A 21948-nucleotide genomic window follows, 5' to 3' on the forward strand; every position below is an offset into this window, starting at 1 on the left:
CTGTAGGTCCTTGGGTCAGGGGTCGTTGTCACGCGGTTGCTTGTCGGCCCCCTTGTCCTCGGCGAGTTCGCCCAGGTGCTGGTAGCGCTCGCGTAGCGCATGCAGCTGCTTTTCATCCAGGTCGTCGAGCCCGAGCAAGGCGTTGTGGGCCCGGCGCGTGGCGCGCAGCAGCTCGTCGACCTTGATATGCAACTGATCGGTGTCGCGGTTCTGGGTGTTCTGGATCAGGAACACCATGAGGAAGGTCACGATGGTGGTGGAAGTATTGATCACCAGTTGCCACGTGTCGCTGAAGTGGAACAGCGGCCCGCTGATGCCCCAGGCCAGGATCAGGCCGAAGGCGATGGCGAAGGTCAGCGGACGGCCCGTCCAGTTGGCCAGCTTCTGGGCGAAACGGGAGAACTTCATGGGAGGGCCTCCTCTTGCGGTCCTGCGTGTCGAACCCGACATTCGGTGGAAAAGCTGGGGCTGGCAAAGTTCAGTCCGGCCACTGCCCGCCACTCGTCAATCTTGCTGAACCCGCCTTGCCAGGCCCCGGTCGCAACCTGTAACGAGCAGGACAAGGAACGACGGCGTGAGCGAGATTCGCATCGGTATTTCCGGCTGGCGCTATGCCCCGTGGCGCAAAGTGTTCTATCCCCAGGGCCTGGTCCAGGCCAAGGAGCTGGCATTCGCCTCGCGGGCGGTGAGCAGCATCGAGATCAACGGATCGTTCTATGCCCTGCAGACCCCGCAGCGCTATGCCGAATGGCGCGACGCGACGCCCGAGGGCTTCGTCTTCGCGGTCAAGGCGCCGCGCTACATCACCCATGTGCGACGGCTCAAGGAGATCGACGAGCCGCTGGCCAACTTCTTCGCTTCCGGGCCGCTGCAACTGGGCGCCAAGCTGGGGCCGATCCTGTGGCAGTTCCCGCCGAGCCTGAAATTCGACCCGCAGCGCTTCGCCGATTTTCTTCAGCGCCTGCCCCATGATCATGCCGCGGCCAGCCGATGCGCACGCCATTGCGCCGAGCGCTTGAAGAAAGACGGCGCCTTCGAAACCCAGGGCAACGGCACGCTGCGCCATGCCGTGGAGATCCGCCACGACAGCTTCCGTGACCCGGCCTTCATCGAACTGCTGCGCGCACACCAGGTGGCCCTGGTGGTCGCCGATACCGCCGGGAAATGGCCCTACCTGGAAGACCTCACCGCCGACTTCGTCTACCTGCGCCTGCATGGCGATGCCGAGCTGTACGCCAGCGGCTACACCGATGAAGCCCTGCAGCGCTGGGCCCAACGCATCCGCACCTGGAGCCGCGGGCAACAACCGGGCGATGCACAACTGGCCGGGCCCCGGGAAGCCGCGACCAAGGGGGCAAAGGCGGTGTACTGCTATTTCGACAACGACCTGAAAGTCCGCGCGCCCTTCGATGCCCGGGAGCTGCTGCACCGGTTGAAACTCGATGCCGGGCTGCAAACCGAACCGGGCCAACCGGCGCAGCCACCTTTGTGACGGGAGACGACCATGCATACCCCTGCCCTGCTGTTGATCCTTGCCAGCCTTGCCAGCGGCACGGTCCTGGCCGATGCCTGCCAGGTCACCACGCGCTCGTCCAGCGCCGCGGTGCCGGAGGTGGAGACGCGTACCTGCTACAGGCTCGAAGGCATGCCCGATGAGGCGATCGACTGGTCCTGCAGCAGCGAGAACAAGGAAATGCTCACTACCCTCAAACAGCGGGTCCCACGTTGCCCGGACCAGGAAATCGGTCAATGCACTGCACCCTTGACCCAGGAAAGCCTGGCCAACCCCAAGGCCACCAGCAATGACCCGCAGGCGGCCAGGCCACAGATTCCGAACGATGCGCGGGTGGTGACCTATTACTACGACACCCGCAACCAGGGGCAGGCCAGGATCGACTGCGAGAAGGCAGGCGGGACCTGGCGCATGCCGTGACGCCCGCAGATTTCCCTTGCAACCCACACAGGAGTGCATACCCATGCCACGCGGAAGCAAAGCGAAGTACACCGAAGAACAGAAACGCAAGGCCGAGCATATCGAGGACAGCTACGAGGCCAAGGGCGTGTCCAGGGACGAGGCCGAAGCCCGAGCCTGGGCCACGGTAAACAAGCAGTCCGGCGGCGGTGAAAAAGCCGGCGGGTCCGGGCAGAAGAAGAGTGCAAGCGCCAAGCACAAGGCGCGACAGTCTTCGGCACAACGGGCGGTGAAGACCAGGCACGGGGAACCGCGACCGGATCAGCCGCTGGGGGATATGACCAAGGCGGAACTCATGGACCGGGCGCGCAAGCAGAACATCGCGGGGCGTTCGACCATGAACAAGGCGGAGTTGGTCAAGGCGCTGGGCAAGTAGCCGGAAGGCCCGCTTCGGCGTCAAACCGCACGAAGCGGGCCCTCAAGCTCACGGCGAAATCGGATCGCTGGCCGGGAACGTTTCTTCAAGCGCGTTATCCACCTGCTCTTCATCCGGCTGCCTGGCCTTGTCGTCGCCGCAATGGCATTCGCTCATGCGGCACGGTTCGCCATTGGCGTGGCCACTGGCGCAGGCCTTGCAGCAATAGGCCTCGCCGGCCAGTTGCACGGCGTTGGCGTCCACCTCGCAGGTGCATCCGGGACAGGCACAATGTTGTTCGCTCATGGTCGTGTCCTCCTCTCAAACGTCTTCATCGCCTTCGGGCGGCGATACACGATCGGTCCAGGGTTTGCCGTCCAGTGGCGCCGAGCGGGCCAGCTCGGCTTCGTCCAGGCCGATGCCGCCGCCGATCTCGTCCTCGTCGACCCGGCGCAATTGCTGGTCCGCCGGCCCCGGGCCGCCTCGCTCGGACGGATCGCGGGCGCCGGTCTGGTCGAACAGGGTGTCGGGGCTGAGGTCGTCCAGGGTGACGTTGTCCTCGTGCAGGCTTTCGCTGAGCGCTTCACCGCCACTCATGCCACCCCGCTCGACACGCTCGGCCGGGAACTCGCGGTTGAATTCCTCTGCCGGCCGCGCATCGCCGGCGCGGCCCTGACGTTCGTCATGGCGGTCACTGAAATCCAGCTCGCGGACTTCGCCCATGCGGTCCTGGATGTCATCGATTTCGGCTGGCACATGGGTGGCCGGCCTTTGGCTTTTCTCGTTCATGGCAACCTCGCTTGCGGATGAGCTCTCCTGAAGTCGACTCACCTGCGTGGAAAATGATTCAGTCTTTCTGCCGCCCGGTCGCCACGCCGATTGAACTCCCGTCGCGCACGCCCTCTCCCACTTGGTAAGACGCCGGACACAGAGCATTCGCCATGGCCAAGCCCCTCGAGGAGTACCAACGCAAGCGCAACTTCGCCGCCACCCCCGAACCCAGCGGCAAGCGAGCTCGTGGCAAGGCCCGGGCGCTGCAGTTCTGCATCCAGAAACACGACGCCAGCCACCTGCACTACGATTTCCGCCTGGAGCTCGATGGCACCCTGAAAAGCTGGGCGGTGCCCAAGGGCCCGTCGCTGGATCCCAAGGTCAAGCGCCTGGCGGTGCACGTCGAGGACCACCCGCTGGACTACGCCAGCTTCGAAGGTCATATCCCCGAGGGCCACTACGGCGCCGGCGACGTGATCGTGTGGGACCGCGGCATCTGGATTCCCGAAGGCGACCCGCACCAGGGCTACGCCAAGGGCCACCTGCGCTTCGAACTGCAAGGGGAAAAGCTCGGCGGGCGCTGGAACCTGTTCCGCACCCGCCTCGGCGGCAAGAAGGAACAGTGGATGCTGGTCAAGTCCTCGGATGCCCAGGCCCGCGAAGAGAAGGACTACGACATCCTCGAAGCCGCCCCGGACAGCGTGCTCAGCGACCGCAGCCTGCCTTCGGCCAGGCCGGTCGCGGCGCCTGCGGCAAAGGCACCCGCGGCAAGGAAGAAAGCCGCATCCGCCAGCAGCACGAAAAAGGCCCCCAAGGCCGCCCTGCCCGAAAGCCTCAAGCCGCAGTTGGCCACCCTGGTGGACTCGCCGCCGCAAGGCGACTGGAGCTACGAGATCAAGTTCGACGGCTACCGCATCCTTGCCCGTATCGACGATGGCGAGGTGCGCCTGTTCACCCGCAATGGCCATGACTGGACAGCGAAGATGCCGCGCCAGGTGGCGGCGCTGAAAACGCTCAAGCTGAAATCCGCCTGGCTCGACGGTGAGATGGTGGTCGCCGACGACAACGGCGTGGCCGACTTCCAGGCCCTGCAGAACGCCTTCGATACCGAGCACGACGAACGCATTCTCTACTACCTGTTCGATGTGCCCTGGCTCGAAGGTCGCGATCTGCGCCAGTTGCCGCTGCAGGAGCGGCGCGCCGCCCTTGAAGCGATCCTCGCCGACCCGCCGCCGGAGCTGCGTTACTCGGCGAGCTTCGCCGAGCCGGTCGCCTCGCTGCTCGCCAGCGCCTGCCAGATGAACCTGGAAGGCCTGATCGGCAAGCGCCAGGACAGCGTCTACGTGGAGCGCCGCAGCAGCGACTGGATCAAGCTCAAGTGCCAGAAACGCCAGGAGTTCGTGGTGGTCGGCTACACCGAGCCCAAGGGCAGCCGGGCAGCGTTCGGCGCCCTGTTGCTGGCCCTGCATGACGATGGCCGGTTGCGTTATGCGGGCAAGGTCGGCACCGGTTTCAGCACCGAGACCCTGCAAAGCCTGCATCGCCGGCTGCAACCGCTGGAGGCGCCGCGCCCGCCACTGGATAACCCGCCGACCGGCGCCGAAGCCCGGGGCGTTCACTGGCTCAAGCCGCAGTTGCTGGCAGAAGTCAGCTTCGCCCAGATGACCCGCGACGGCATCGTTCGCCACGCGGTCTTCCATGGCCTGCGCAACGACAAGCCGGCCAGCGCCATCAACCTGGAGCGTGCCATGCCCGTAAAGAACAGCAGCGCAAAGGCAATGCGCCTGACCCATCCCGACCGCATCATCGATGCCAGCAGCAACACCACCAAGCTGGATATCGCCGAGTACTACGCCAAGGTTGCCGGGCTGATCCTGCCGCACCTGGAGAACCGTCCCGTGGCGCTGGTCCGCGCCCCGGACGGGCTGGACGGCGAACTGTTCTTCCAGAAGAACGCCGCCCAGCTCGACCTGCCCCACGTGAAAACCTACGACAAGGACCAGGCCGGCCAGGCCGCGATGATCATCAACCGCGAAGACACCCTGCTCGGTGCGGTGCAGATGAACACGCTCGAATTGCACACCTGGAATGCCACCGACAAGCAATTCGAGCGCCCCGACCGCTTCGTGCTCGACCTCGACCCGGACCCGAAACTGCCCTGGAAGGCGATGATCGAAGCCACCACCCTGACCCTCACCCTTCTGGAAGAGCTGGGCCTGCGCTGTTTCCTCAAGACCAGCGGCGGCAAGGGCATCCACGTGGTAGTGCCGTTGCAGCGCAAGGCCGGCTGGGACGAGGTCAAGGACTTCAGCCACGCCATCGTCAGCCACATGGCCGGGCTGTTTCCCGAACGGCTGTCGGCGGTCTCCGGGCCGAAGAACCGGGTCGGGCGGATCTTCATCGACTACCTGCGCAACGGCAAGGGGGCGACCACCGTCTGCGCCTGGTCGCTGCGGGCCCGGGAAGGCATGCCGGTGTCGGTGCCGATCTGGCCCGAGGAACTGGCCGGGCTCAAGGGGGCCAACCAATGGACCCTGGCCAATATCGACGAGCGCCTGGCCGACGGCAACGACCCATGGCAGGACTACGCCAGCACCCGCCAGTCGATCACCGCCGGCATGCGCAAGAAACTCGGCCTGTGAAGGAGCCACCGCCATGAGCATCATCCAGGATTTCGACCTGGGCAGCCTGGACACCCTGCTGCGCAGCTTTACCCAGCGACCCCAGGCGCTACATCTGGACACCCAGTTGCCGCTGGTCATGCAGTCGCTGCAACAGGACCATCTCGACCTGCTGCCACTGCCCGGCCAGGGCCATACCCTGCAACGCTGGCAGACCCTGGCGCGCATCGCCGGCTGCGACCTGAGCCTGGCCAAGCTGTACGAGGGGCACACCGATGCCCTGGCGATCCTCTCCGAGTGCAGCGCCAGCCACCGGGTCGGCCAGGGCATCTGGGGGGTATGGGCCGCCGAGTCGGCAGAGGCCCGCACGCGCATCGTCGGACGCGAAGGCGACACGGTGCTGCTGGAAGGACGCAAGGCCTGGTGCTCCGGCGCCCTGCAGATCGACAACGCCCTGCTGACCGCCTGGGACAATAATGAGCAGCCGCAACTGGTAGCCATCGAGCTGTCCCATCCGAGCCAGCGCATCCTCGCCGAGGACTGGCAAGCGGTGGGCATGGCCACCACCACCAGCGTGGTCATGGAGTTCGAGGGTACTCCTGCCGTGGCCATTGGCGCTCCCGGGCAATACCTGTCGCGACCTGGCTTCTGGCACGGCGGCGGCGGAATCGCAGCGTGCTGGTACGGGGCCGCCGAGGCGCTGGCCGACTACCTGCGCGAGCACTGCCGCAAGCCGCGTCCCGACCCACATGCCGAGGCCCACCTGGGCGCGGTCGATGCCGCACTGGGCGGTGCCCGGGCGACCCTGCGCGAATGCGCCGCGTGGATCGACGCCAACCCCGGCGCCAACGCCGAGCTGCTGGTACGGCGCACCCGTGCCCAGGTCGAACAGGCGGTGAGCCAGGTTATCCAGCATGTCGGCCGCGCCCTGGGTGCCACGCCGTTCTGCCACAACAGCCACTTCGCCCGGCTCTCCGCCGACCTGCCGGTCTTCCTGCGCCAGAGCCATGCCGAACGCGATCTCGCCGTCCTCGGTCAACAACTGGCCCAGGTGCCGGCGGGAGCCTGGCAGCTATGAGCGAAGACCTGTTCCGTGGGCCGGCGACCACACCCGCGCAATGGCAGCAGTCGGCCCATCTGGCCAGGGCCACCTGGATCACCCCCGAGCAGCTGTGCCCACCGGGGCGCCGCCTGATCGTGGTGGCGCCTCACCCTGACGACGAGATCCTCGCCTGCGGCGGCCTGCTCGCCAGCCTGCGCGGGCGCGAGCAGGACCTGCTGCTGATCTCGGCCACCGATGGCGAGGCCAGCCATCCCGGCTCGCAACAGTGGACGGAGCATCGCCTGCGTCGCCAGCGCCCCCAGGAAAGCCGCAACGCCCTGCACCGGCTCGGCCTGGACCTGCAGGCCCTGGACTGGCAGCGCCTGTCGCTCAAGGACACCGCGGTAGCCCGCGACGAAGCCTACCTGGTCGGCCACCTGGGCCAATTGCTGCGGCCCGACGACCTGCTGCTCTGCACCTGGCGTGGCGACGGCCATTGCGACCACGAGGCGGTTGGCCGCGCCTGTGCCCAGGCGGCGCAGGCCAAGGGCGCAACCCTGCTTGAAGTGCCGGTGTGGGCCTGGTACTGGGCGCAGCCCGAGGATCCGCGGCTGCCCTGGGAACGGGCTTGCAAGGTGCAACTGGACGCCGATGCCGTGCAACGCAAGCAACGGGCGATTGCCGCCCATCTCAGCCAGATCGAATCCGATGGCGAGCGCCCGCCGGTGCTCCCGGCGGAAACCCTGGAGTGCCTGATGCAACCTTTCGAACTGGTGTTCCGATGAGTGTGGATGCGCGCTATTTCGCCGACCTGTTCGCCTCCAGCGACGACCCTTGGGCCTTCCGCACCCGCTGGTACGAAAAGCGCAAGCGCGAACTGGTCATGGCCAGCCTGCCCAGGCAGTTCTACGAGCGGATCTTCGAGCCGGCCTGTGCCAACGGGGAGCTGAGCGCGGCGCTGGCCGAACGCTGCACCGAGCTGGTCTGTCATGACCTCGACGGTACCGCCGTAGCCCTTGCCCGCCAGCGCCTGGGCGGCCTGCGCAATGTGCAGGTGGGGCAAGGACGCCTGCCCGGGGACTGGCCCGGCGGCAGTTTCGACCTGATCGTGCTTGGCGAGATCGGCTACTACCTCGACCCGGAGCAGTGGTTGCAAGTGATCGAGCAGGCAGTGGCCAGCCTGGGCGAGGACGGCGGGCTGCTCGCCTGTCACTGGCTGCACCCCATCGATGGCTGCCCGCAGAACGGCCGCCAGGTGCACGCCCTGCTGGAAGAGCGCCTGCCGCTGTACCGCGTGCTGCGTCATGAAGAAGCGGATTTTTTGCTGGAGTACTGGAGTTGCCAGCCCAGCGTGATCGACCTCGACGAGACCTGCCCATGATTGCCGTGATCATCCCCGCCCACAACGAAGCCGATACCCTGCCCCTGTGCCTGGCTGCCGTACGTACCGCCGCCGATGCAGCCGAAGCGTTGGGACATCGGGTCGAAGTCATGGTCGTGCTGGACTGCTGCACCGACGCCAGTGCCGAAATCGCCCGCTGCTTCGGCGTGGACACCCTGGAGGTGGAGGTGCGCAATGTCGGCCAGGCGCGCCGTGCCGGCGCCGAGCTGATGCTGCAGCGTGGCGCCCGATGGCTGGCCTGTACCGATGCCGACAGCTGCGTACCGGCGGACTGGCTCCTGTGCCAGCTGGACTTCGCCGCCGACGCGGTGTGTGGCACGGTGCATATCGAGCAATGGCAGGCCGAGCAAGACCCGGCACTGCGCGAGCGCTACCTGGAGCACTACCAGATGCGCGAAGGACACCGGCATATCCACGGCGCCAACCTGGGAATCTGCGCCCGCGCCTACCAAAGGGTGGGCGGCTTCCGCCCGCTGGCGCTGAACGAGGATGTGCAACTGATCGAAGACCTGCAGGCGTGCGGGGCAACCATCGTATGGACGGCGCGCAACAGTGTGACCACCAGCAGCCGCATGGACAGCCGCGCCCGGGGTGGCTTCGGCGACTATCTCAGGTCGCTGATGGCTTGATTGAGCGCAAGCCTGCCCCGGGGCCGGTTCAAGAGGCCTTGCGCGACGTCTTCTTCTTCGGCGCCGGCTTGGCCTTGCCACCCAGGCTGCGCTTGAGCAGTTCGGTGAGGTCGATGATATCGGCGCCCTTGCCCTCGCCTTCCTCGCCCGGTTGCTCGACCACGCTGATCTTGCCCTTGGAGGCCTTTTCTTCCACCAGGTCCATGATGGTCTGGCGAAACTCGTCGCGGTAATCCTCGGGTGTCCAGCTGCCGCTCATGTCCTTGACCAGGCGCTTGGCCATGTCCAGTTCGGCCTTGCTGACCTTGGCATGGGTCACGCTGTCATCCAGCTCCAGGCTGTCGAGGTCCTTCACTTCGTCTGGCCAGCGCAAGGTAATCAGCACCAGCGCCTCGTCCAGTGGCCGCACAAGTGCCAAATGCTGCTGGGTATGCAGCACCACCGTGGCCAAGGCCACCTTGCCGGTGCTTTCCAGCGTATCGCGAAGCAAGGCGTAGACCTTGCCGCCGCGCTTGTCCGGCGCCAGGTAGTAAGGCGTGTCGAAGTGCTGCAAGGGAATGTCCCCGGCATTGACGAAAGAAAAGATATCGATGGTCTGGGTCGCCTCCGGCCGGGCCTTGCGGATCTCGTCCTCGCTGATCACCACATAGCGGCCCTTCTCGTATTCCACACCCTTGACGATATGTTCCTTGCTGATTTCCTTGCCGGTGACCTTGTTGATCCGCTTGTAGCCCACCGGGTCCATGCTGCGTTGGTCGAGCCAGTCGAAATCGACCCGCTGGCTGCGCACGGCGGATGCCAGGGCGACCGGGATATGCACCAGGCCGAAGCTGATCGCGCCCTTCCAGATTGCACGAGGCATGGCGGACTCCTAGCGACGCGGAAGTTGCAGAAGGTGATGACGCAAGGCACCGCAACGCTCGCAGCATTCGCAGTCGCTCTGCCCGGCATCGCTCACCGGCATCCAACGCCACTGGCATCCACGTAGCAGGCAAAGAAAGGTCATGGTGCACCTCCTGGTCATAGGTCTGTTACCACTAATGACTACCAGGAGGTGCGGAAGGTTTGATCGGGATGATCAGTTGTCGCTGTCCTTGCTTGGCGCCAGTTGCGAGGCAGGGCTTTCCGATTGCGGTTGCTGCATTTGCAGCGATGGCTTGCTCGGATCGGAATCCTTGCCGGGATGATCGGAATTGTCGAAGCAGCCGCCCAGGGCCAGCAGGCCGGACAGCAGCAACAGGGCTGCGCCTTTGTTCATGGCCATGTTCTCCAGGAAAGTTCTTCACAACAGCAAATGGCGCATCAAGGCCGAGGCCTCCGATGCGCCAGACGAACGGGGCATGGCTATGCCCCGTCATTCACTACGCTACCGCGTCAGGAACGGCCACCCTTGCGGCCGGAGTCCTGGGTTTTCTGCCGATCCTGATTCATGCCACCCGAATGTTGCCCGCCCTTGCGACCGGCTTCGGAGGCTTTTTCCCGATCGTTGGCAAAGTTGCCCGGGTTGCCGCCGCCTTGCTTGGAGCCAGTGCGGTTTTCATTGTTAGCCATGATCTTTCACCTCATAGAAAACTAGGGATGCACGACGTTTGCCGTACATGATGTGTGAGTTCATGGCGGTACAAGGATTCGCTTTGGTTCGAAGCGGCCGGACGGGTGGCGGGAAATAGCGGGAAGGGGGTGTTTGGGGTGCGGGGTATTTGTGGTGTGGGTATCGGTTTTGGTGGCTGCGACGTGCCCGTCAGAGAACCGCGTTAGGGCCACTAGGCGCTTGCCGGGAGATCTTCAGCGCTCTCCAGACCGAGCGCCGCCCGCGCGGCGCTCGATCTCAAGGGCGCGGGAGAAGTCATGACAAGCACCTGTCAGCCCTGATGCGATCTACTGACGGACCTTCAAGACACAAGCCAACCGGGCGACGAAGCCCGTGAAATCACTGATGCACGTGACCGTGCTTCATTTCCGGCTCACCCTCGGTCAAGGAGCGCACCGGCGCCTTGATCTCGAGGTTTTCCTTGTTGCCCTTGGCATCCTCGATCACCAGGGTGAGCGGTACTTCCTGACCCTGCTTGAGCTGGTGAGCCAGGCCCATGAGCATCACGTGATAGCCGTTGGCATCCAGGCTCACCGCCTTGCCGGCCGGCAGGTCGAGGCTCGAGACCGGCCCCATGGTCATCACGTCGCCGTTCATCTTCATTTCATGGATCTGCACATCCTTGGCGACCGGCGACTGCACGGCGACCAGCTTGGCGTCGGTATCGGAGGTGAGGGTCATGAACGCGCCGGAGGAATGCTGGTTGGCCACGCTGGCACGGGCCCAGGCATTTTCCACGGTGGTTTGCGCCAGCGCCGGCAGGGCGGCGGCACACAGGGCCAGGACGGCCAGGGGTTTGCGAATCGGCAGCATCAGCAGATCTCCATCAGGGTCAGCAGGTCTTCGGCGCATTCCTTCGCCGTCAGCGAATGGGACAATCCCAGGTGCAGGCGGCCACGGGAATCGAAGACGAAGCTGGTGGACGAGTGCGACACGGTGTAGCTGTCGCCCAGCGGTACCTTCTCGTAGAACACGCCGAATTCCTTGGCGGTGGCCGCGATCTGTTCCGGGGTGCCGGACAGCGCGGTGAAGGTCGGGTCGAAGGCCTTCACATAGTCTTCGAGTACCTGCGGGGTATCCCGTTCCGGATCCAGGGTGATGAACACCACCTTGAGGAAATCGCCGTCACGGCCCATCAGTTTCTTGATCTGCACCGCACGCGCCAGGGTGGTCGGGCAGATCGCCGGGCACTGGGTGAAGCCGAAGAACACCATCGGCATGGAGCCGTAGAAGCTCGACAGCGCGTAGGTATCGCCGTGGACATCCTGGAGCTTGAAGGAGCGGCCGAGGATCTTGTTGCTCAGGTCCTTGCCGTATTTGAAGTCGAGCTTGGGCGAGGTATCGCAGCCGGTCAGGGCGGCGAGCCCCGCCAGGCCGAGCCCGGCGAGAACCTTGCGCCGGGTCAGTAGGTCGTTCATGTAACCATCCTTTGGGGAAGGTGCACGCTTGCGCAGGGAAGCTGTTCATTCCAGCTTTTCACGGGGCGGCATTTTCGCACGCGAGGACAGGAGGGGCCAGCGCAGGGCGCCCGAAGGGTGCGGCGTGGTGTCGCAGAAGGCGCTGCAAAAGCGTAACAAGGCATTAAACAATTCGTGCCGAATACGACAACGACACCGGACAAATCCGACAATTTACCCAAGCCTGTCACATATCGGCCCATTTCCTGCTGTCCTTGCGCCAGCGCATCGACAAGATGCCAACGCCTACCGACACACAAGGACAAGTGCCGTGCTCAAACCCCTCGCCATCGCCGTTGCCCTCGGATCCGCCTTGCTCCCCCTGGGGGCTGGCGCCTATGACTACGGGCAATATGCCAGCCAGACCCTGGATCGCCTGATCCACGACTATCCCGGCCGTTATCGCGGCACCGCCAATTTCGCCGGCGCTGCCGACTGGATGCAGGCGCAATTGGCCTATGGCTACCAGACCAGCCGCCAGGATTTCACTTGGGCCGGCACACGCAGTTCGCAGAACGTCATCGCCTCCGCCGCCGGGACCAGCAGCAACTATGTGGTGCTGGGTGCGCACTTCGACACCTATTTCGGGCGCCCGACCCTGCAAGGCCTGGACGACAATGCCTCGGGCGCGGCGGTGCTGACCGAGATCGCCCGCAACCTCGGCGGCGTGCAACTGGAGAACGGCCTGGAAGTGGTCGGCTTTGGTGCCGAAGAAGAAGGGCTGCGCGGCTCCCGGGCCTACGTCGCGGCCCTCAGCGACAGCCAGCGCGCCAACCTGCTGGGGATGATCAACCTCGATAGCCTGGTCACAGGCGACAAGATGTACGCCCATGCCGGCAGCAATGCCGCCGACAACCCGGCCCTCGGCGCGTACCGCGACCAGCTCATGCGTATCGCCGGGGAGTTGAAGATCGACCTGTTCACCAACCCCGGCCTGAATCCCGCCTACCCTGCTGGCACAGGCTGTTGCAGCGATGGCGCAAGCTTCGAGGGCCTGAATGTGCCAGTGCTGTTCATCGAGGCGACCAATTGGGAGCTGGGTGATCTGGACGGCTACGAGCAGACCGACAACCCGGCGATTCCGGGTGGGTCCACCTGGCACGACCCGAACGAAGACAACCAGACCGTGCTCACCGGCGCCTTCGGTCAGGAGCGCATCGACCAGCGCCTGCGGGATTTTTCGCGGCTGCTGACGCGCCTGGTACTGGAGCTGACCAACGCCGACCTGCTCGCCTCCACCGCGTCCGGTGGGGCCATGGCGCGGCAAATGGAAGACCAGTTGCAGCGCCAGCATCAGGCCATGACGCGACTGCATGACCGCCGCTGGTTGAGCTTGCTGGACAGCCAGCGGACCGTGGGCAGCTTCGATGGCGAGGTTGGCGTCGAGGGCGAGGTGTCGCCCGACAGCGGATTCGATGTGGCCGGCAACCCGGAGTCCAAGCGCGTCGGCGTGCATGTGCTGGGCGACTACCGGCTGAGCGATGCGCTGACCGTCGGTGCCAGCCTGGGCTTCGAGCGCAGCCGCGACAGCCTGGAGCATGGCGGGCGGGTCGAAGGCGATACCTGGCAAGCCGGCCTGTTCGGCCTGCTCGATGATGGCGCAGCGCAGTGGCTGGCGGGTGAGCTGAGTGCCGGGCATACCCGTTTCGACACCCGCCGCTCGGTGTACATCCAGGCCAACAACGGCCCGGTTTTGCTTGACCAGCGCCTGTCCGGGGATACCTCCGCGCTGTTCTGGGGCGCGCGGCTGGAGGGTGGCCATGACTTCGACCTTGGAGGCTTGAAGACCGGGCCGCTGGCGGGGCTGGATTACGTGCATTACCGCATCGATGACTTCCATGAAGACGAAGCGCTGCGTACCGCACTGGGTTACGAGAAGCAGGACTACGACGGGCTCGAGGCCAGCCTGGGCTGGCGCCTGCGTGGCGAACTCGGGCTGGGTGCCGGCATGCGGGTCAAGCCCTACGCCAGCGTGCGCTGGGTGCGGGAGCTGGCGGATGGGCGACTGGACGAGATCGACCTGGCAGCCCGGGCGGACGGGCGCGTGCGGGTCGCGGACCTGGCGAAGGTCGACAAGAGCTTCGGGCGCGCGCAGCTCGGCGCGCAACTGATGGTGACCGAACAGCTGGGGGTATTTGCCGAGGCCAATACCCGATTCGCCCATGACGAAGGAAACCAGGCGGGATATTCGTTGGGCGTGCAGTGGCTATTCTGAGCCTTCGACGCAGTGGTGCATGATGGCGCCCATTCACAAAGCGAATAGAACGGATTCCAACATTTAATTTGTGGATGCACCGCGATGCTCATACTGTAGAGCGGCAGCCCCGGTAGAACGCCCGTTACAGGCGCTCCCGGGGTCACAACAACAAACACCCCGAGACTGTCCATGTCCAAATCCTACTTCGCCCCTCACGGCGGGCACCCGGCTCAGACCGAGCTGCTGACAGACCGTGCGATGTTCACCGAGGCCTATGCCGTCATTCCCAAGGGCGTGATGCGCGATATCGTCACCAGCCACCTGCCCTTCTGGGACAAGATGCGCATGTGGGTCATCGCCCGCCCGCTGTCCGGTTTCGCCGAAACCTTCTCCCAGTACATCGTCGAGGTGGCTCCGGAAGGCGGCAGCGAGCGTCCTGAACTGGACAAGAACGCCGAAGCGGTGCTGTTCGTCGTCGAGGGTGAAGTCGACATCACCCTGCAGGGCAAGAACTACACGCTCAAGCCGGGTGGCTACGCCTTCATCCCGCCGGCGGCCGAATGGAGCCTGCGCAACAACAGCAAGGCCAATGTCACCTTCCACTGGATCCGCAAGCACTACGAAGCCGTGGAAGGCCTGCCGCATCCAGAAGCGTTCGTCACCAACGAGCAGGACATCACCCCGATCCCGATGCCGGGTACCGACGGCGCCTGGGTCACCACCCGCTTCGTCGACATGGCGGACATGCGTCACGACATGCACGTCAACATCGTTACCTTCCAGCCGGGCGGCGTGATTCCGTTCGCCGAAACCCACGTCATGGAGCACGGCCTGTACGTGCTCGAAGGCAAGGCGGTGTATCGCCTGAACCAGGACTGGGTGGAAGTGGAAGCCGGTGACTTCATGTGGCTGCGCGCGTTCTGCCCGCAGGCCTGCTACTCCGGTGGCCCTGGCCCGTTCCGCTACCTGCTGTACAAGGATGTGAACCGCAACGTGCACCTGACGCTGAACCCGAAGCGTTGAGTGACGTCGGGCTCGCAGCCTGAATGAGAAAGCCCGCCGGTGGATGGCGGGCTTTTTTATGGGTGTCTGTGAGGGCCTCATCGCCGGCAACGCCGGCTCCCACAAGGTTTGCGGTGCACACAAAACCTGTGGGAGCTGGCTTGCCAGCGATGAGGCCGTCGAGGTCAAGCACTCATTCCTGATCCAGCAACCCCGCCAGCACAACCCCCAGCTCCTTCACCATCGGCTCCGCCGTCGGCCGGTGCACCACCACGATTTCGTAGCTGTCCACCACCGGCAGCCCGTCCTTTGCCCCCAGCACCCGATGGTCTGCGGTGACTGCCCGCGGAGGCAGCAGGCTGATGCCCATCCCGTCCGCCACTGCCGCCTGGATTCCGCTGAGGCTGGAGCTGGTGAACGCGATCCGCCAACGCCGCCCAAGGCCTTCAACGGCATTGATGATCTCGTCACGGTACAAACCCCGGGGCGGGAAGGTCACCAGCGGGATCGGGTCCAGTTGCAGCGCCGGATTCTTCGCGCTGTCGATCCAGGACAGTTCTTCCGACCAACTGGCCACCCCTTCCCTACCGTTGCGCCGTTGCTTCAACAGCACCAGATCCAGCTCGCCGTTGTCGTAGCTCTGGGCGATGTCCCGGCACAGGCCGCTGGCGACTTCCAGCTTGACCTCGGGATGCTTGCGGTTGAAGGCGGACAAGGCCTTGGTGGTGCGGCCGCCGACGAAATCCTCCGGCACGCCCAAACGCACGGTAACGCCTACGGTTGCTCCGGCCAGGGCTTCGAGCATCTGGTCGTTGAGCGCCAGCATGTGCCGGGCATAGCCGAGCAGGGTCTGGCCGGCATCGGTGGGCAGCACGTCGCGGTTGCCGCGTTCGAGCAGGCGGTGGCCGACCATGTCTTCCAGGCGGCGGACCTTCTGGCTGATGGTGGATTGGGTGGAGTGCAGGCGCGAGGCGGCGGTGGTGAAACTGCCGCAGTCGGCGACCACCACGATCGCGCGTAGCAGATCGAGGTCGAACAGGGTTCTAGCGGGTTTCGCAATGGCAGGCATGGGGGCATTTACAGAATGAATGACCCCCGAGGTTTTAGCATGCCCTCAGGCTGCCGGCGAGCCTTGCAGGAACATCTGCCGTTCGGCATCGCGGCGCTTGACCATGCCGATATCCGGTCGCCCACGGACCTGGATCCATTTGGAAAACTCCGCCGCTGCGTTTTCGAAATCGCCGGCGTTGACGTGGCGCAGCAGGATCGAGTTGCGCAGACGCGCCAGGCCGTAATCGAACACCAGCAGCAAGAGCGCGTCCCATTGGCCCTGGCTGACCGGAACCGTCAGCATCCCGGCCAGTTGCGTCTCGAAACGGCCAATCTCGTGTTCCAGCTTGGCCTCGGCCTCGGGCTGGGTGATCTCCATGCCTTCGCTGACATCGCCATAGTGGGCATAACCGATGAACCACAGGCCGCTGACATCCTGGCGGGCCTTGAGGGTCAGTCCGTTGCGGCGTTTGATCAGGTCCAGGCCCGTCGGGGACAGTCGCATGTGCCAGCTCCTTGCATGAAAGTGAAGGACAACGTCGGGCAAGACTACTTCAGTCATGGCGCCCAGTGATAGCACTTGGCTGCTACTGAATGCCGCATGCCTGGCGCGTCAGAAGCTCACCTTCACCCCCACATACCCGGTACGTCCCGGTGCCGGCTCGTAGTAGCGACCGCCGCTGTCATTGATCCGCAGGTTGTCGTAGTAGCGACGGTCCGTCAGGTTATCCAGCCCTACATAGGGCTCCACGTTTTCCGCCCAGCCCTTGAGCTGCATGCCCAGGCGCAGGTTGACCAGCGCATAGCCACCGACCCGTGCGGTATTACCGCTGTCGGCGTACTGGCGGTCGAACACCGAGGTGTTCAGGCGTGCATACCAATTGTCACGGCTGTAGGAAACTTCACCGAACAGGCTTTGCACGGGAATGCCGGGCAGGCGGTTGCCGTCGGCATTTTCGAAACTGCGGTAGGTGTAGTCGTTGAGGCTGTAGGCCGTGCTGACCTGCCAGTGTTCGTCCGGCTGCCAGCGCGCGCTGAGCTCCAGGCCGTCGCGGCGGGTCGAACCGGCGTTGCGGTAGAACGTGCGGCCATCGACGTAGGGCACCAGTTCGTCACGGGTATCGATGCGGTACACCACGGCTTCGTAGCGCCAATGCGCAGTTTCACCCTTGAAACCGACCTCCTGGTTGAGCGCCTCCGCCGGTTCCAGGCTGCTGTTGAAGCCGCCACCATTGGGATTGGCCAGTTCGCTGACAGTCGGCGTCTCGAAGGAGGTAGCGACGCGGGCGTAGATCGTGTGGGACGGATCCAGGCGATAACTGAGACCAACGCTGTAGTTGAGGTCACGCAGGTTGCGCTTGCCGGAGTCGTCACCATCACGCAGGTAGTGATCGTCCACGCTCAGGCGTACGGTGTCGTGGCGCAGGCCCAGGCTGAGCAGCCAGTTCTCGCCAAGCTCGGTGCGGTTTTCCACGAACAGGCCGAGGCTGCGGGCCTCTTCACGTTGACGGGAGGTCAGCGCCCCCTTCTCGCCCCCGAGGATGTTGTTGTTGCGATCACGGTCGTCGCGCAGGGATTCAAGGTCGCCTCCGAACGTGAACCAGTGCTTGAGGCCGAACCAGTCGGCGACATGGGTGTAGTTGGCGCCGGCGCCGGCGAACAACCGCTCATAGCTCGTCTGGCCGTTGGCGGCCAATGGCAGGCGATTCTCGAAATCCCGTTGACCGACATAGCTGCGGATCTGGTAGGTATCTTCTCCAAGCGGCTGTCCGTCCCACACCAGCGACAGACGCTGCTGCCTGATGCGCTCGTCGGAATCGAAGCTCAGGCTTTGCGGACGGGCCTGGTTGCGGTCGGCACGAACCTGCCCCAAGGTCAACCCGCCCGGGTCCTCCGAGCGGTTATCGAGGGCGTGCAGGGTCAGCGCCAGGCGCCCCGTTTCGCCCCACCAGCGCAGCTTGCCGGTGAGGTTGTTGGCCTCGCTGGTGGCGTGCTGGCGATAGCCGTCGGACTGGGTCGAACTGACCGCGGCCAGGGCGCCGAAATTGCCCTCGGTGCCGCTGGCTTCCACGCTCTGCCGGCGGAAACCGTAGCTGCCGACACTGACATCGCCGGACACACCGGGGTGGTCGCCCGGCTCGCGGGTCTCGATCGCCAGCACCCCGCCCGCGCCGTTGCCATAGAGCACGGCAGCCGGTCCGCGCAGCACTTCCATGCGCTCGATCAGGCCCAGGTCGAAGCCGTCCAGCTCGGTCTGGCCATCGGGCATGGTCAGCGGTACGCCATCGACCAGCACGCGAATGCCGCGCACGCCGAAGCTGGAGCGTGAGCCGAAGCCGCGGATCGCCGGGCGCAGCCCCTGGGCGGCGTTGTAGCGGCTTTGCACCACAACCCCCGGCACGCCGGAGAGCAGGTTGCCGAGGGTCAGCGCCTGTTCGCCGCGACTGTCGGCGGCATCGACCACGCTGGCGGACAATGCGGCCTGGGCCCACTCGTCGCCGGTGCGCGTGGCGCTGATCACCACGGGATCGACATCGACAGCGGTATCGGCCAAGGCGCCGGTACTGGTGAGCAGTAGCGCACCCAGGGCGGCGCGGCGGTGTGCGGCGCGTTGCCGCTCGTTGTCATTCATAAGGCTTTCCATCCGGTCCCGCACAAAGGGGCTGAGTGGACCATAAACCGGCGGTTGGGCATAGGGCTATCAGGCTTGGGGCTGGGGGTTGGGGGACTTGGGTTGGGGGTCGAAAGTAGGAGTGTCAGAGCGATTTTGGGGCTGCTTTGCAGCCCCAAGGGATCTCAATAGAAATACGCCAGCCTGAACTGCAACGAATTATCGATCTTCACGCCCTCGCGCACCGAGGTGTCGTGCATCACCTGCCCCATCACCTGCAACTGCTTGTTGACCATGGTCGCCACGGTGAAGCCGACGGTTCCATTGTCACGGCTGGTGGCCAGGGTCACGCCATCCAGGGTTTCGCGGCCGCCCCAGTTGTGCCGGTAGGTGAGCGCCGCATAGGTATCCCGGGTGAAGTTGTAGCGAAGGTGGTTGTGCAGTTGCAGCAGGGTGTCCTTTTTCGCATCGGTGGAGCGCTGGTCCTGGTAGAACTCGGCCTCGGCGATCACATCCCAGGTGATCCGCTCCGTCAGGCCCTTGATGTAGCCGACCTGGAAATCCACCGCCCAGCGGTTGTTGCTGAGGGCAAAGCCTTCGTTTTTGTCGCTGCCGGTCGGCGCGGTGAAGAACACCGACCAGCCCAGGTGTTCGTTGCGCTCCAGGTCGCCGATGGTCCACAGCGTACCGCCGAAGGTGATGTCGCCGAGCCCGGAATTCTTCGTATGGGTCGCACCGATATCCTGCTGGCCGAAGGGGATGACGATCTGCGGGTCCCAGGTGTAGCCGGTACCGAAGAAGTCCGTGAAGTGGATCAGGCGCAGGACGCCCACCGTCATGTCCAGGTCAAGATCGTCGGCGACCTTCTTGCCGCCGGAGTAGACCTTGTCGCCCCGCGGGTTCTGTTGATAGAGCACCACCACATCGGTGCCCTTGGGCAGCGCAGTGTAATCACCGGGGTCGGGTTTGACATCGGCCAGGGCCGTGCAGGTAGCGCCGAACAGTGTGAGGCCGAGCGCAAGGGCCGGGGCGTTGAAGCTCTTCATGATGGACTCTCGTTGTTGTTTTTGTTGGCGTGCAGAGCCCCGGACGGCCCCGTTTCCGGGGTCGCCTGGGTAATGAATCGAACTCAGTTGGCGGCGCTGGCCTTCAGATCGGCTTGAAGATCATGGGTGCGCTTGACCAGGTACTGGCGGATAAGCTCCATATCCTCGGCCTTGAGGATGTCGGAGAAGTTCGGCATGCCGCGGTAGATCAAGGCCCCGCTGACGAACGCCGGGAAAGCCTGGTGCTTCTCCTTCGTCAGGTAGCGCAGGTCGGGGACGACCCCGCCGGCCACCGCATTCAGGCCATGACAGCCGGCGCACAGGCCATTGAACAGGTTGCGCGCCTGGGCCAGTTGCTCCGGTGAGGCTGTCAGCTCCAGCTCGACATTGGGGAACACCGGCGCCTGCTTCGGCGGGGGTAGCTCACCTTTGGCTCCCAGCTTGAAGGCAATGATCCGCGACTCGGACTGGACCTTGGCCTTGTTGGTCAGCGAGCCGGTCAGCAACGGCAGGATCCCGCCCCAGCCTACGGAAAAGGCCACGTACTGATCCTTGCCCACGGTATAGGTGATCGGCCCGGCCATGACCCCGGAGTTGGCACGGTGCTCCCAGAGCTTCTCGCCCTTGTCGGCGCTGTAGGCCACCACGCGACCGTCTGCGGTGCCCTGGAACACCAGGTTGCCGGCGGTGCTCAGGGTGCCGCCGTTGCCGGCGCTGGCGTATTCCTGCTTCCAGGCCGGGGCCTGCTTGACCGGGTCCCAGGCGATCAGCTCGCCGGTCCAGGCATCGCGGATCTGCTTGAAGGCCTTCGGATCTTCCGGCACGTCCGGTACGTCGAGTCCGAAGTTGAGCACCGATTTGTTAGGGAAGAACATCGGTTCCTTGGCCGCCTTCAGCTCGGCCAGGGTGTGCTGGGCCGGGATATAGACGTAGCCGGTCCTGGGGCTGTAGGACATCGGGTGCCAATTGTGGCCACCGAGGAAACTTGGCTGTACGACCTTGGGTTCTTTCGAGTAATCCGCCGCGCCGGTCAGCACTGGCCGGCCCGTTTTCAGATCGATCTCGCTGGCCCAGTTCACCGGGACGTAGTTCTTCGCCGAAAGCAGCTTGCCGTTGGTGCGGTCGAGCACATAGAAGAAGCCGTTTTTCGGTGCCTGCATCAGGACCTTTCGCACCTGGCCGTCGATCGTGATGTCGGCGAGGATCATGTGCTGGGTCGCGGTGTAGTCCCAGCGGTCCTGCGGGGTGACCTGGTAGTGCCAGACGTATTCACCGGTGTCCGGGCGCAGGGCCAGGATCGACGAAACGAACAGGTTGTCGCCCTTGCCCTGGCTGCGGAACTGGTAGTTCCATGGCGAGCCGTTGCCGGTGCCGATGTACAGCAGGTCGAGTTCCGGGTCGTAGGCCATGGAGTCCCAGGCGGTGCCGCCACCGCCCCACTTCACCCAGCCGTCGCCGGTCCAGGTCTTCATCGCCATGGCCATGGCCGGGTTTTCCGGCGGCAATTTGGGATCGCCCGGCACGGTGTAGAAGCGCCAGGCCTGCTTGCCGGTCTCGGCGTCGTAGGCGGTGACATAGCCGCGCACGCCGAACTCGGCGCCGCCGTTGCCGATCAGCACCTTGCCCTTGACGATACGCGGCGCGCCGGTGATGGAGTAGCTCTTGCTGCGGTCGATGATGGTGTCCACCGACCAGGCTTCCTTGCCGGTGGCCGCGTCGAGGGCGACCAGGCGGCCATCGAAACTGCCAACGTAGACCTTGCCGTTCCACACCGCGACACCGCGGTTGACCGGGCCGCAGCAACCCTGGCTGAGATTGGCCGGCGGCACATGGGGGTCGTATTTCCACAGCATCTCGCCGGTCGCGGCATTCATCGCATAGACGATGCTGAAGGCTCCGGTGGTGTACATCACTCCGTCCACCACGATGGGTGTGGCCTCGGTGCCGCTGTCGATATCCAGCCGGGTGGTCCAGGCCATGCCGAGCTGGCCGACGTTGCTGTCGTTCACCGCGTCCAGCGGGCTATAGCGCTGCTCGTCGTAGGTACGACCATGGCTCATCCAGTTGCCCGGTTCGAGGTTGGCATTGGTCAGGCGTTTCGCATCGACCTGTGCGGGAGCGCTCGGCGGGGCGTCGGCAGCCGAGGCATGCAGGGTCGAAAGCAGCACGGGCAGGCCCGCCAGCAGGAAAAGGGTTTTCATG

At 64.8% G+C, this 21948-nt stretch carries 24 protein-coding genes; 10 read left to right on the top strand and 14 right to left on the bottom strand.

What is annotated here, in order from left to right; all coding sequences use genetic code 11:
• Positions 1 to 15: 15 nt before the first annotated feature.
• Positions 16 to 408, bottom strand: a complete 393-nt coding sequence (locus ACPFMA_RS18280) for a low affinity iron permease family protein (RefSeq protein ID WP_064303772.1) — start codon at positions 406 to 408, stop codon at positions 16 to 18.
• Positions 409 to 574: 166 nt separating this feature from the next.
• On the opposite strand from ACPFMA_RS18280, the gene ACPFMA_RS18285 reads away from it, so the two are divergent.
• From ACPFMA_RS18285 to ACPFMA_RS18295, 3 genes are read left to right on the top strand one after another with little or no spacing between them, the layout of a single operon-like run.
• Entirely contained in the window at positions 575 to 1492 is a 918-nt protein-coding gene (locus tag ACPFMA_RS18285) for a DUF72 domain-containing protein (protein ID WP_420056708.1), read from the top strand.
• A gap of 12 nt (positions 1493 to 1504) precedes the next feature.
• On the top strand, positions 1505 to 1933 hold the full coding sequence (locus tag ACPFMA_RS18290; protein WP_425928412.1) for a hypothetical protein: 429 nt from the start codon (positions 1505 to 1507) through the stop codon (positions 1931 to 1933).
• Between the two features lie 43 nt (positions 1934 to 1976).
• Complete coding sequence (locus ACPFMA_RS18295) at positions 1977 to 2348, top strand: hypothetical protein (protein WP_064303775.1); 372 nt, start codon at positions 1977 to 1979, stop codon at positions 2346 to 2348.
• Between the two features lie 48 nt (positions 2349 to 2396).
• Here ACPFMA_RS18295 and ACPFMA_RS18300 read toward each other — a convergent pair whose 3' ends face one another.
• On the bottom strand, positions 2397 to 2633 hold the full coding sequence (locus tag ACPFMA_RS18300) for a metallothionein (RefSeq protein WP_009408894.1): 237 nt from the start codon (positions 2631 to 2633) through the stop codon (positions 2397 to 2399).
• A 15-nt stretch (positions 2634 to 2648) separates the two neighbouring features.
• Positions 2649 to 3116 carry a hypothetical protein gene (locus ACPFMA_RS18305; protein WP_064303776.1) on the bottom strand — a complete coding sequence of 156 codons (468 nt, stop codon included), beginning with the start codon at positions 3114 to 3116 and terminating at the stop codon, positions 2649 to 2651.
• Positions 3117 to 3268: 152 nt separating this feature from the next.
• Here ACPFMA_RS18305 and ligD point away from each other — a divergent pair, with 152 nt between their 5' ends.
• The 5 genes from ligD to ACPFMA_RS18330 are packed head-to-tail and all read left to right on the top strand — an operon-like array spanning position 3269 to position 8792.
• Complete coding sequence (ligD, locus tag ACPFMA_RS18310) at positions 3269 to 5740, top strand: DNA ligase D (RefSeq protein ID WP_064303777.1); 2472 nt, start codon at positions 3269 to 3271, stop codon at positions 5738 to 5740.
• Between the two features lie 13 nt (positions 5741 to 5753).
• Positions 5754 to 6797: an acyl-CoA dehydrogenase gene (locus tag ACPFMA_RS18315; RefSeq protein ID WP_425928413.1), complete on the top strand. Its 1044-nt coding sequence runs from the start codon at positions 5754 to 5756 to the stop codon at positions 6795 to 6797.
• Entirely contained in the window at positions 6794 to 7546 is a 753-nt protein-coding gene (locus ACPFMA_RS18320; protein WP_420056710.1) for a PIG-L deacetylase family protein, read from the top strand. The genes ACPFMA_RS18315 and ACPFMA_RS18320 overlap by 4 nt, the downstream gene beginning before the upstream one ends.
• The gene (locus tag ACPFMA_RS18325) at positions 7543 to 8142 is read left to right on the top strand and encodes a class I SAM-dependent methyltransferase (RefSeq protein ID WP_420056711.1); all 600 of its coding nucleotides are present in this window, start codon (positions 7543 to 7545) and stop codon (positions 8140 to 8142) included. Before ACPFMA_RS18320 ends, ACPFMA_RS18325 begins: the two co-directional genes overlap by 4 nt.
• Positions 8139 to 8792 carry a glycosyltransferase gene (locus ACPFMA_RS18330; protein ID WP_420056712.1) on the top strand — a complete coding sequence of 218 codons (654 nt, stop codon included), beginning with the start codon at positions 8139 to 8141 and terminating at the stop codon, positions 8790 to 8792. The genes ACPFMA_RS18325 and ACPFMA_RS18330 overlap by 4 nt, the downstream gene beginning before the upstream one ends.
• Before the next feature lie 28 nt (positions 8793 to 8820).
• Here ACPFMA_RS18330 and ACPFMA_RS18335 read toward each other — a convergent pair whose 3' ends face one another.
• From ACPFMA_RS18335 to ACPFMA_RS18360, 6 genes are all read right to left on the bottom strand, one after another.
• Positions 8821 to 9654 (bottom strand): Ku protein, encoded by an 834-nt coding sequence (locus tag ACPFMA_RS18335; protein ID WP_425928414.1) that lies wholly within the window; start codon positions 9652 to 9654, stop codon positions 8821 to 8823.
• A 9-nt stretch (positions 9655 to 9663) separates the two neighbouring features.
• Complete coding sequence (locus ACPFMA_RS18340) at positions 9664 to 9798, bottom strand: PSPA7_2676 family Cys-rich small protein (protein ID WP_425928415.1); 135 nt, start codon at positions 9796 to 9798, stop codon at positions 9664 to 9666.
• 72 nt (positions 9799 to 9870) lie between these two features.
• Positions 9871 to 10056 carry a hypothetical protein gene (locus ACPFMA_RS18345; RefSeq protein WP_158467786.1) on the bottom strand — a complete coding sequence of 62 codons (186 nt, stop codon included), beginning with the start codon at positions 10054 to 10056 and terminating at the stop codon, positions 9871 to 9873.
• Positions 10057 to 10166: 110 nt separating this feature from the next.
• The gene (locus ACPFMA_RS18350) at positions 10167 to 10343 is read right to left on the bottom strand and encodes a general stress protein (RefSeq protein WP_009408912.1); all 177 of its coding nucleotides are present in this window, start codon (positions 10341 to 10343) and stop codon (positions 10167 to 10169) included.
• Positions 10344 to 10722: 379 nt separating this feature from the next.
• A complete protein-coding gene (locus tag ACPFMA_RS18355) occupies positions 10723 to 11202 on the bottom strand; it encodes a copper chaperone PCu(A)C (RefSeq protein ID WP_420057056.1) in 480 nt (159 codons plus the stop codon).
• Positions 11196 to 11801, bottom strand: coding sequence for an SCO family protein (locus tag ACPFMA_RS18360; RefSeq protein ID WP_009398928.1), 606 nt, complete (start codon positions 11799 to 11801; stop codon positions 11196 to 11198). The genes ACPFMA_RS18355 and ACPFMA_RS18360 overlap by 7 nt, the downstream gene beginning before the upstream one ends.
• A 310-nt stretch (positions 11802 to 12111) precedes the next feature.
• On the opposite strand from ACPFMA_RS18360, the gene ACPFMA_RS18365 reads away from it, so the two are divergent.
• Positions 12112 to 14055 (top strand): autotransporter outer membrane beta-barrel domain-containing protein, encoded by a 1944-nt coding sequence (locus tag ACPFMA_RS18365; RefSeq protein ID WP_425928416.1) that lies wholly within the window; start codon positions 12112 to 12114, stop codon positions 14053 to 14055.
• 171 nt (positions 14056 to 14226) lie between these two features.
• Positions 14227 to 15060 (top strand): bifunctional allantoicase/(S)-ureidoglycine aminohydrolase, encoded by an 834-nt coding sequence (locus ACPFMA_RS18370; RefSeq protein WP_009394085.1) that lies wholly within the window; start codon positions 14227 to 14229, stop codon positions 15058 to 15060.
• Between the two features lie 172 nt (positions 15061 to 15232).
• Here ACPFMA_RS18370 and ACPFMA_RS18375 read toward each other — a convergent pair whose 3' ends face one another.
• The 5 genes from ACPFMA_RS18375 to ACPFMA_RS18395 form a co-directional block, all read right to left on the bottom strand.
• Positions 15233 to 16108: a LysR substrate-binding domain-containing protein gene (locus ACPFMA_RS18375; RefSeq protein ID WP_425928417.1), complete on the bottom strand. Its 876-nt coding sequence runs from the start codon at positions 16106 to 16108 to the stop codon at positions 15233 to 15235.
• Between the two features lie 45 nt (positions 16109 to 16153).
• Positions 16154 to 16594, bottom strand: coding sequence for a lysozyme (locus tag ACPFMA_RS18380; RefSeq protein WP_064303785.1), 441 nt, complete (start codon positions 16592 to 16594; stop codon positions 16154 to 16156).
• A 108-nt stretch (positions 16595 to 16702) separates the two neighbouring features.
• Entirely contained in the window at positions 16703 to 18721 is a 2019-nt protein-coding gene (locus tag ACPFMA_RS18385; protein ID WP_425928418.1) for a TonB-dependent receptor family protein, read from the bottom strand.
• Positions 18722 to 18885: 164 nt separating this feature from the next.
• Positions 18886 to 19746, bottom strand: coding sequence for a transporter (locus ACPFMA_RS18390; protein WP_425928419.1), 861 nt, complete (start codon positions 19744 to 19746; stop codon positions 18886 to 18888).
• 83 nt (positions 19747 to 19829) lie between these two features.
• Positions 19830 to 21947, bottom strand: coding sequence for a PQQ-dependent dehydrogenase, methanol/ethanol family (locus tag ACPFMA_RS18395; RefSeq protein WP_064301746.1), 2118 nt, complete (start codon positions 21945 to 21947; stop codon positions 19830 to 19832).
• Position 21948: the final 1 nt, after the last annotated feature.

Origin of the sequence: Pseudomonas sp. NyZ201 (genome assembly GCF_049860765.1) — a bacterium.
Taxonomy (GTDB): Bacteria; Pseudomonadota; Gammaproteobacteria; order Pseudomonadales; family Pseudomonadaceae; genus Aquipseudomonas; species Aquipseudomonas bharatica.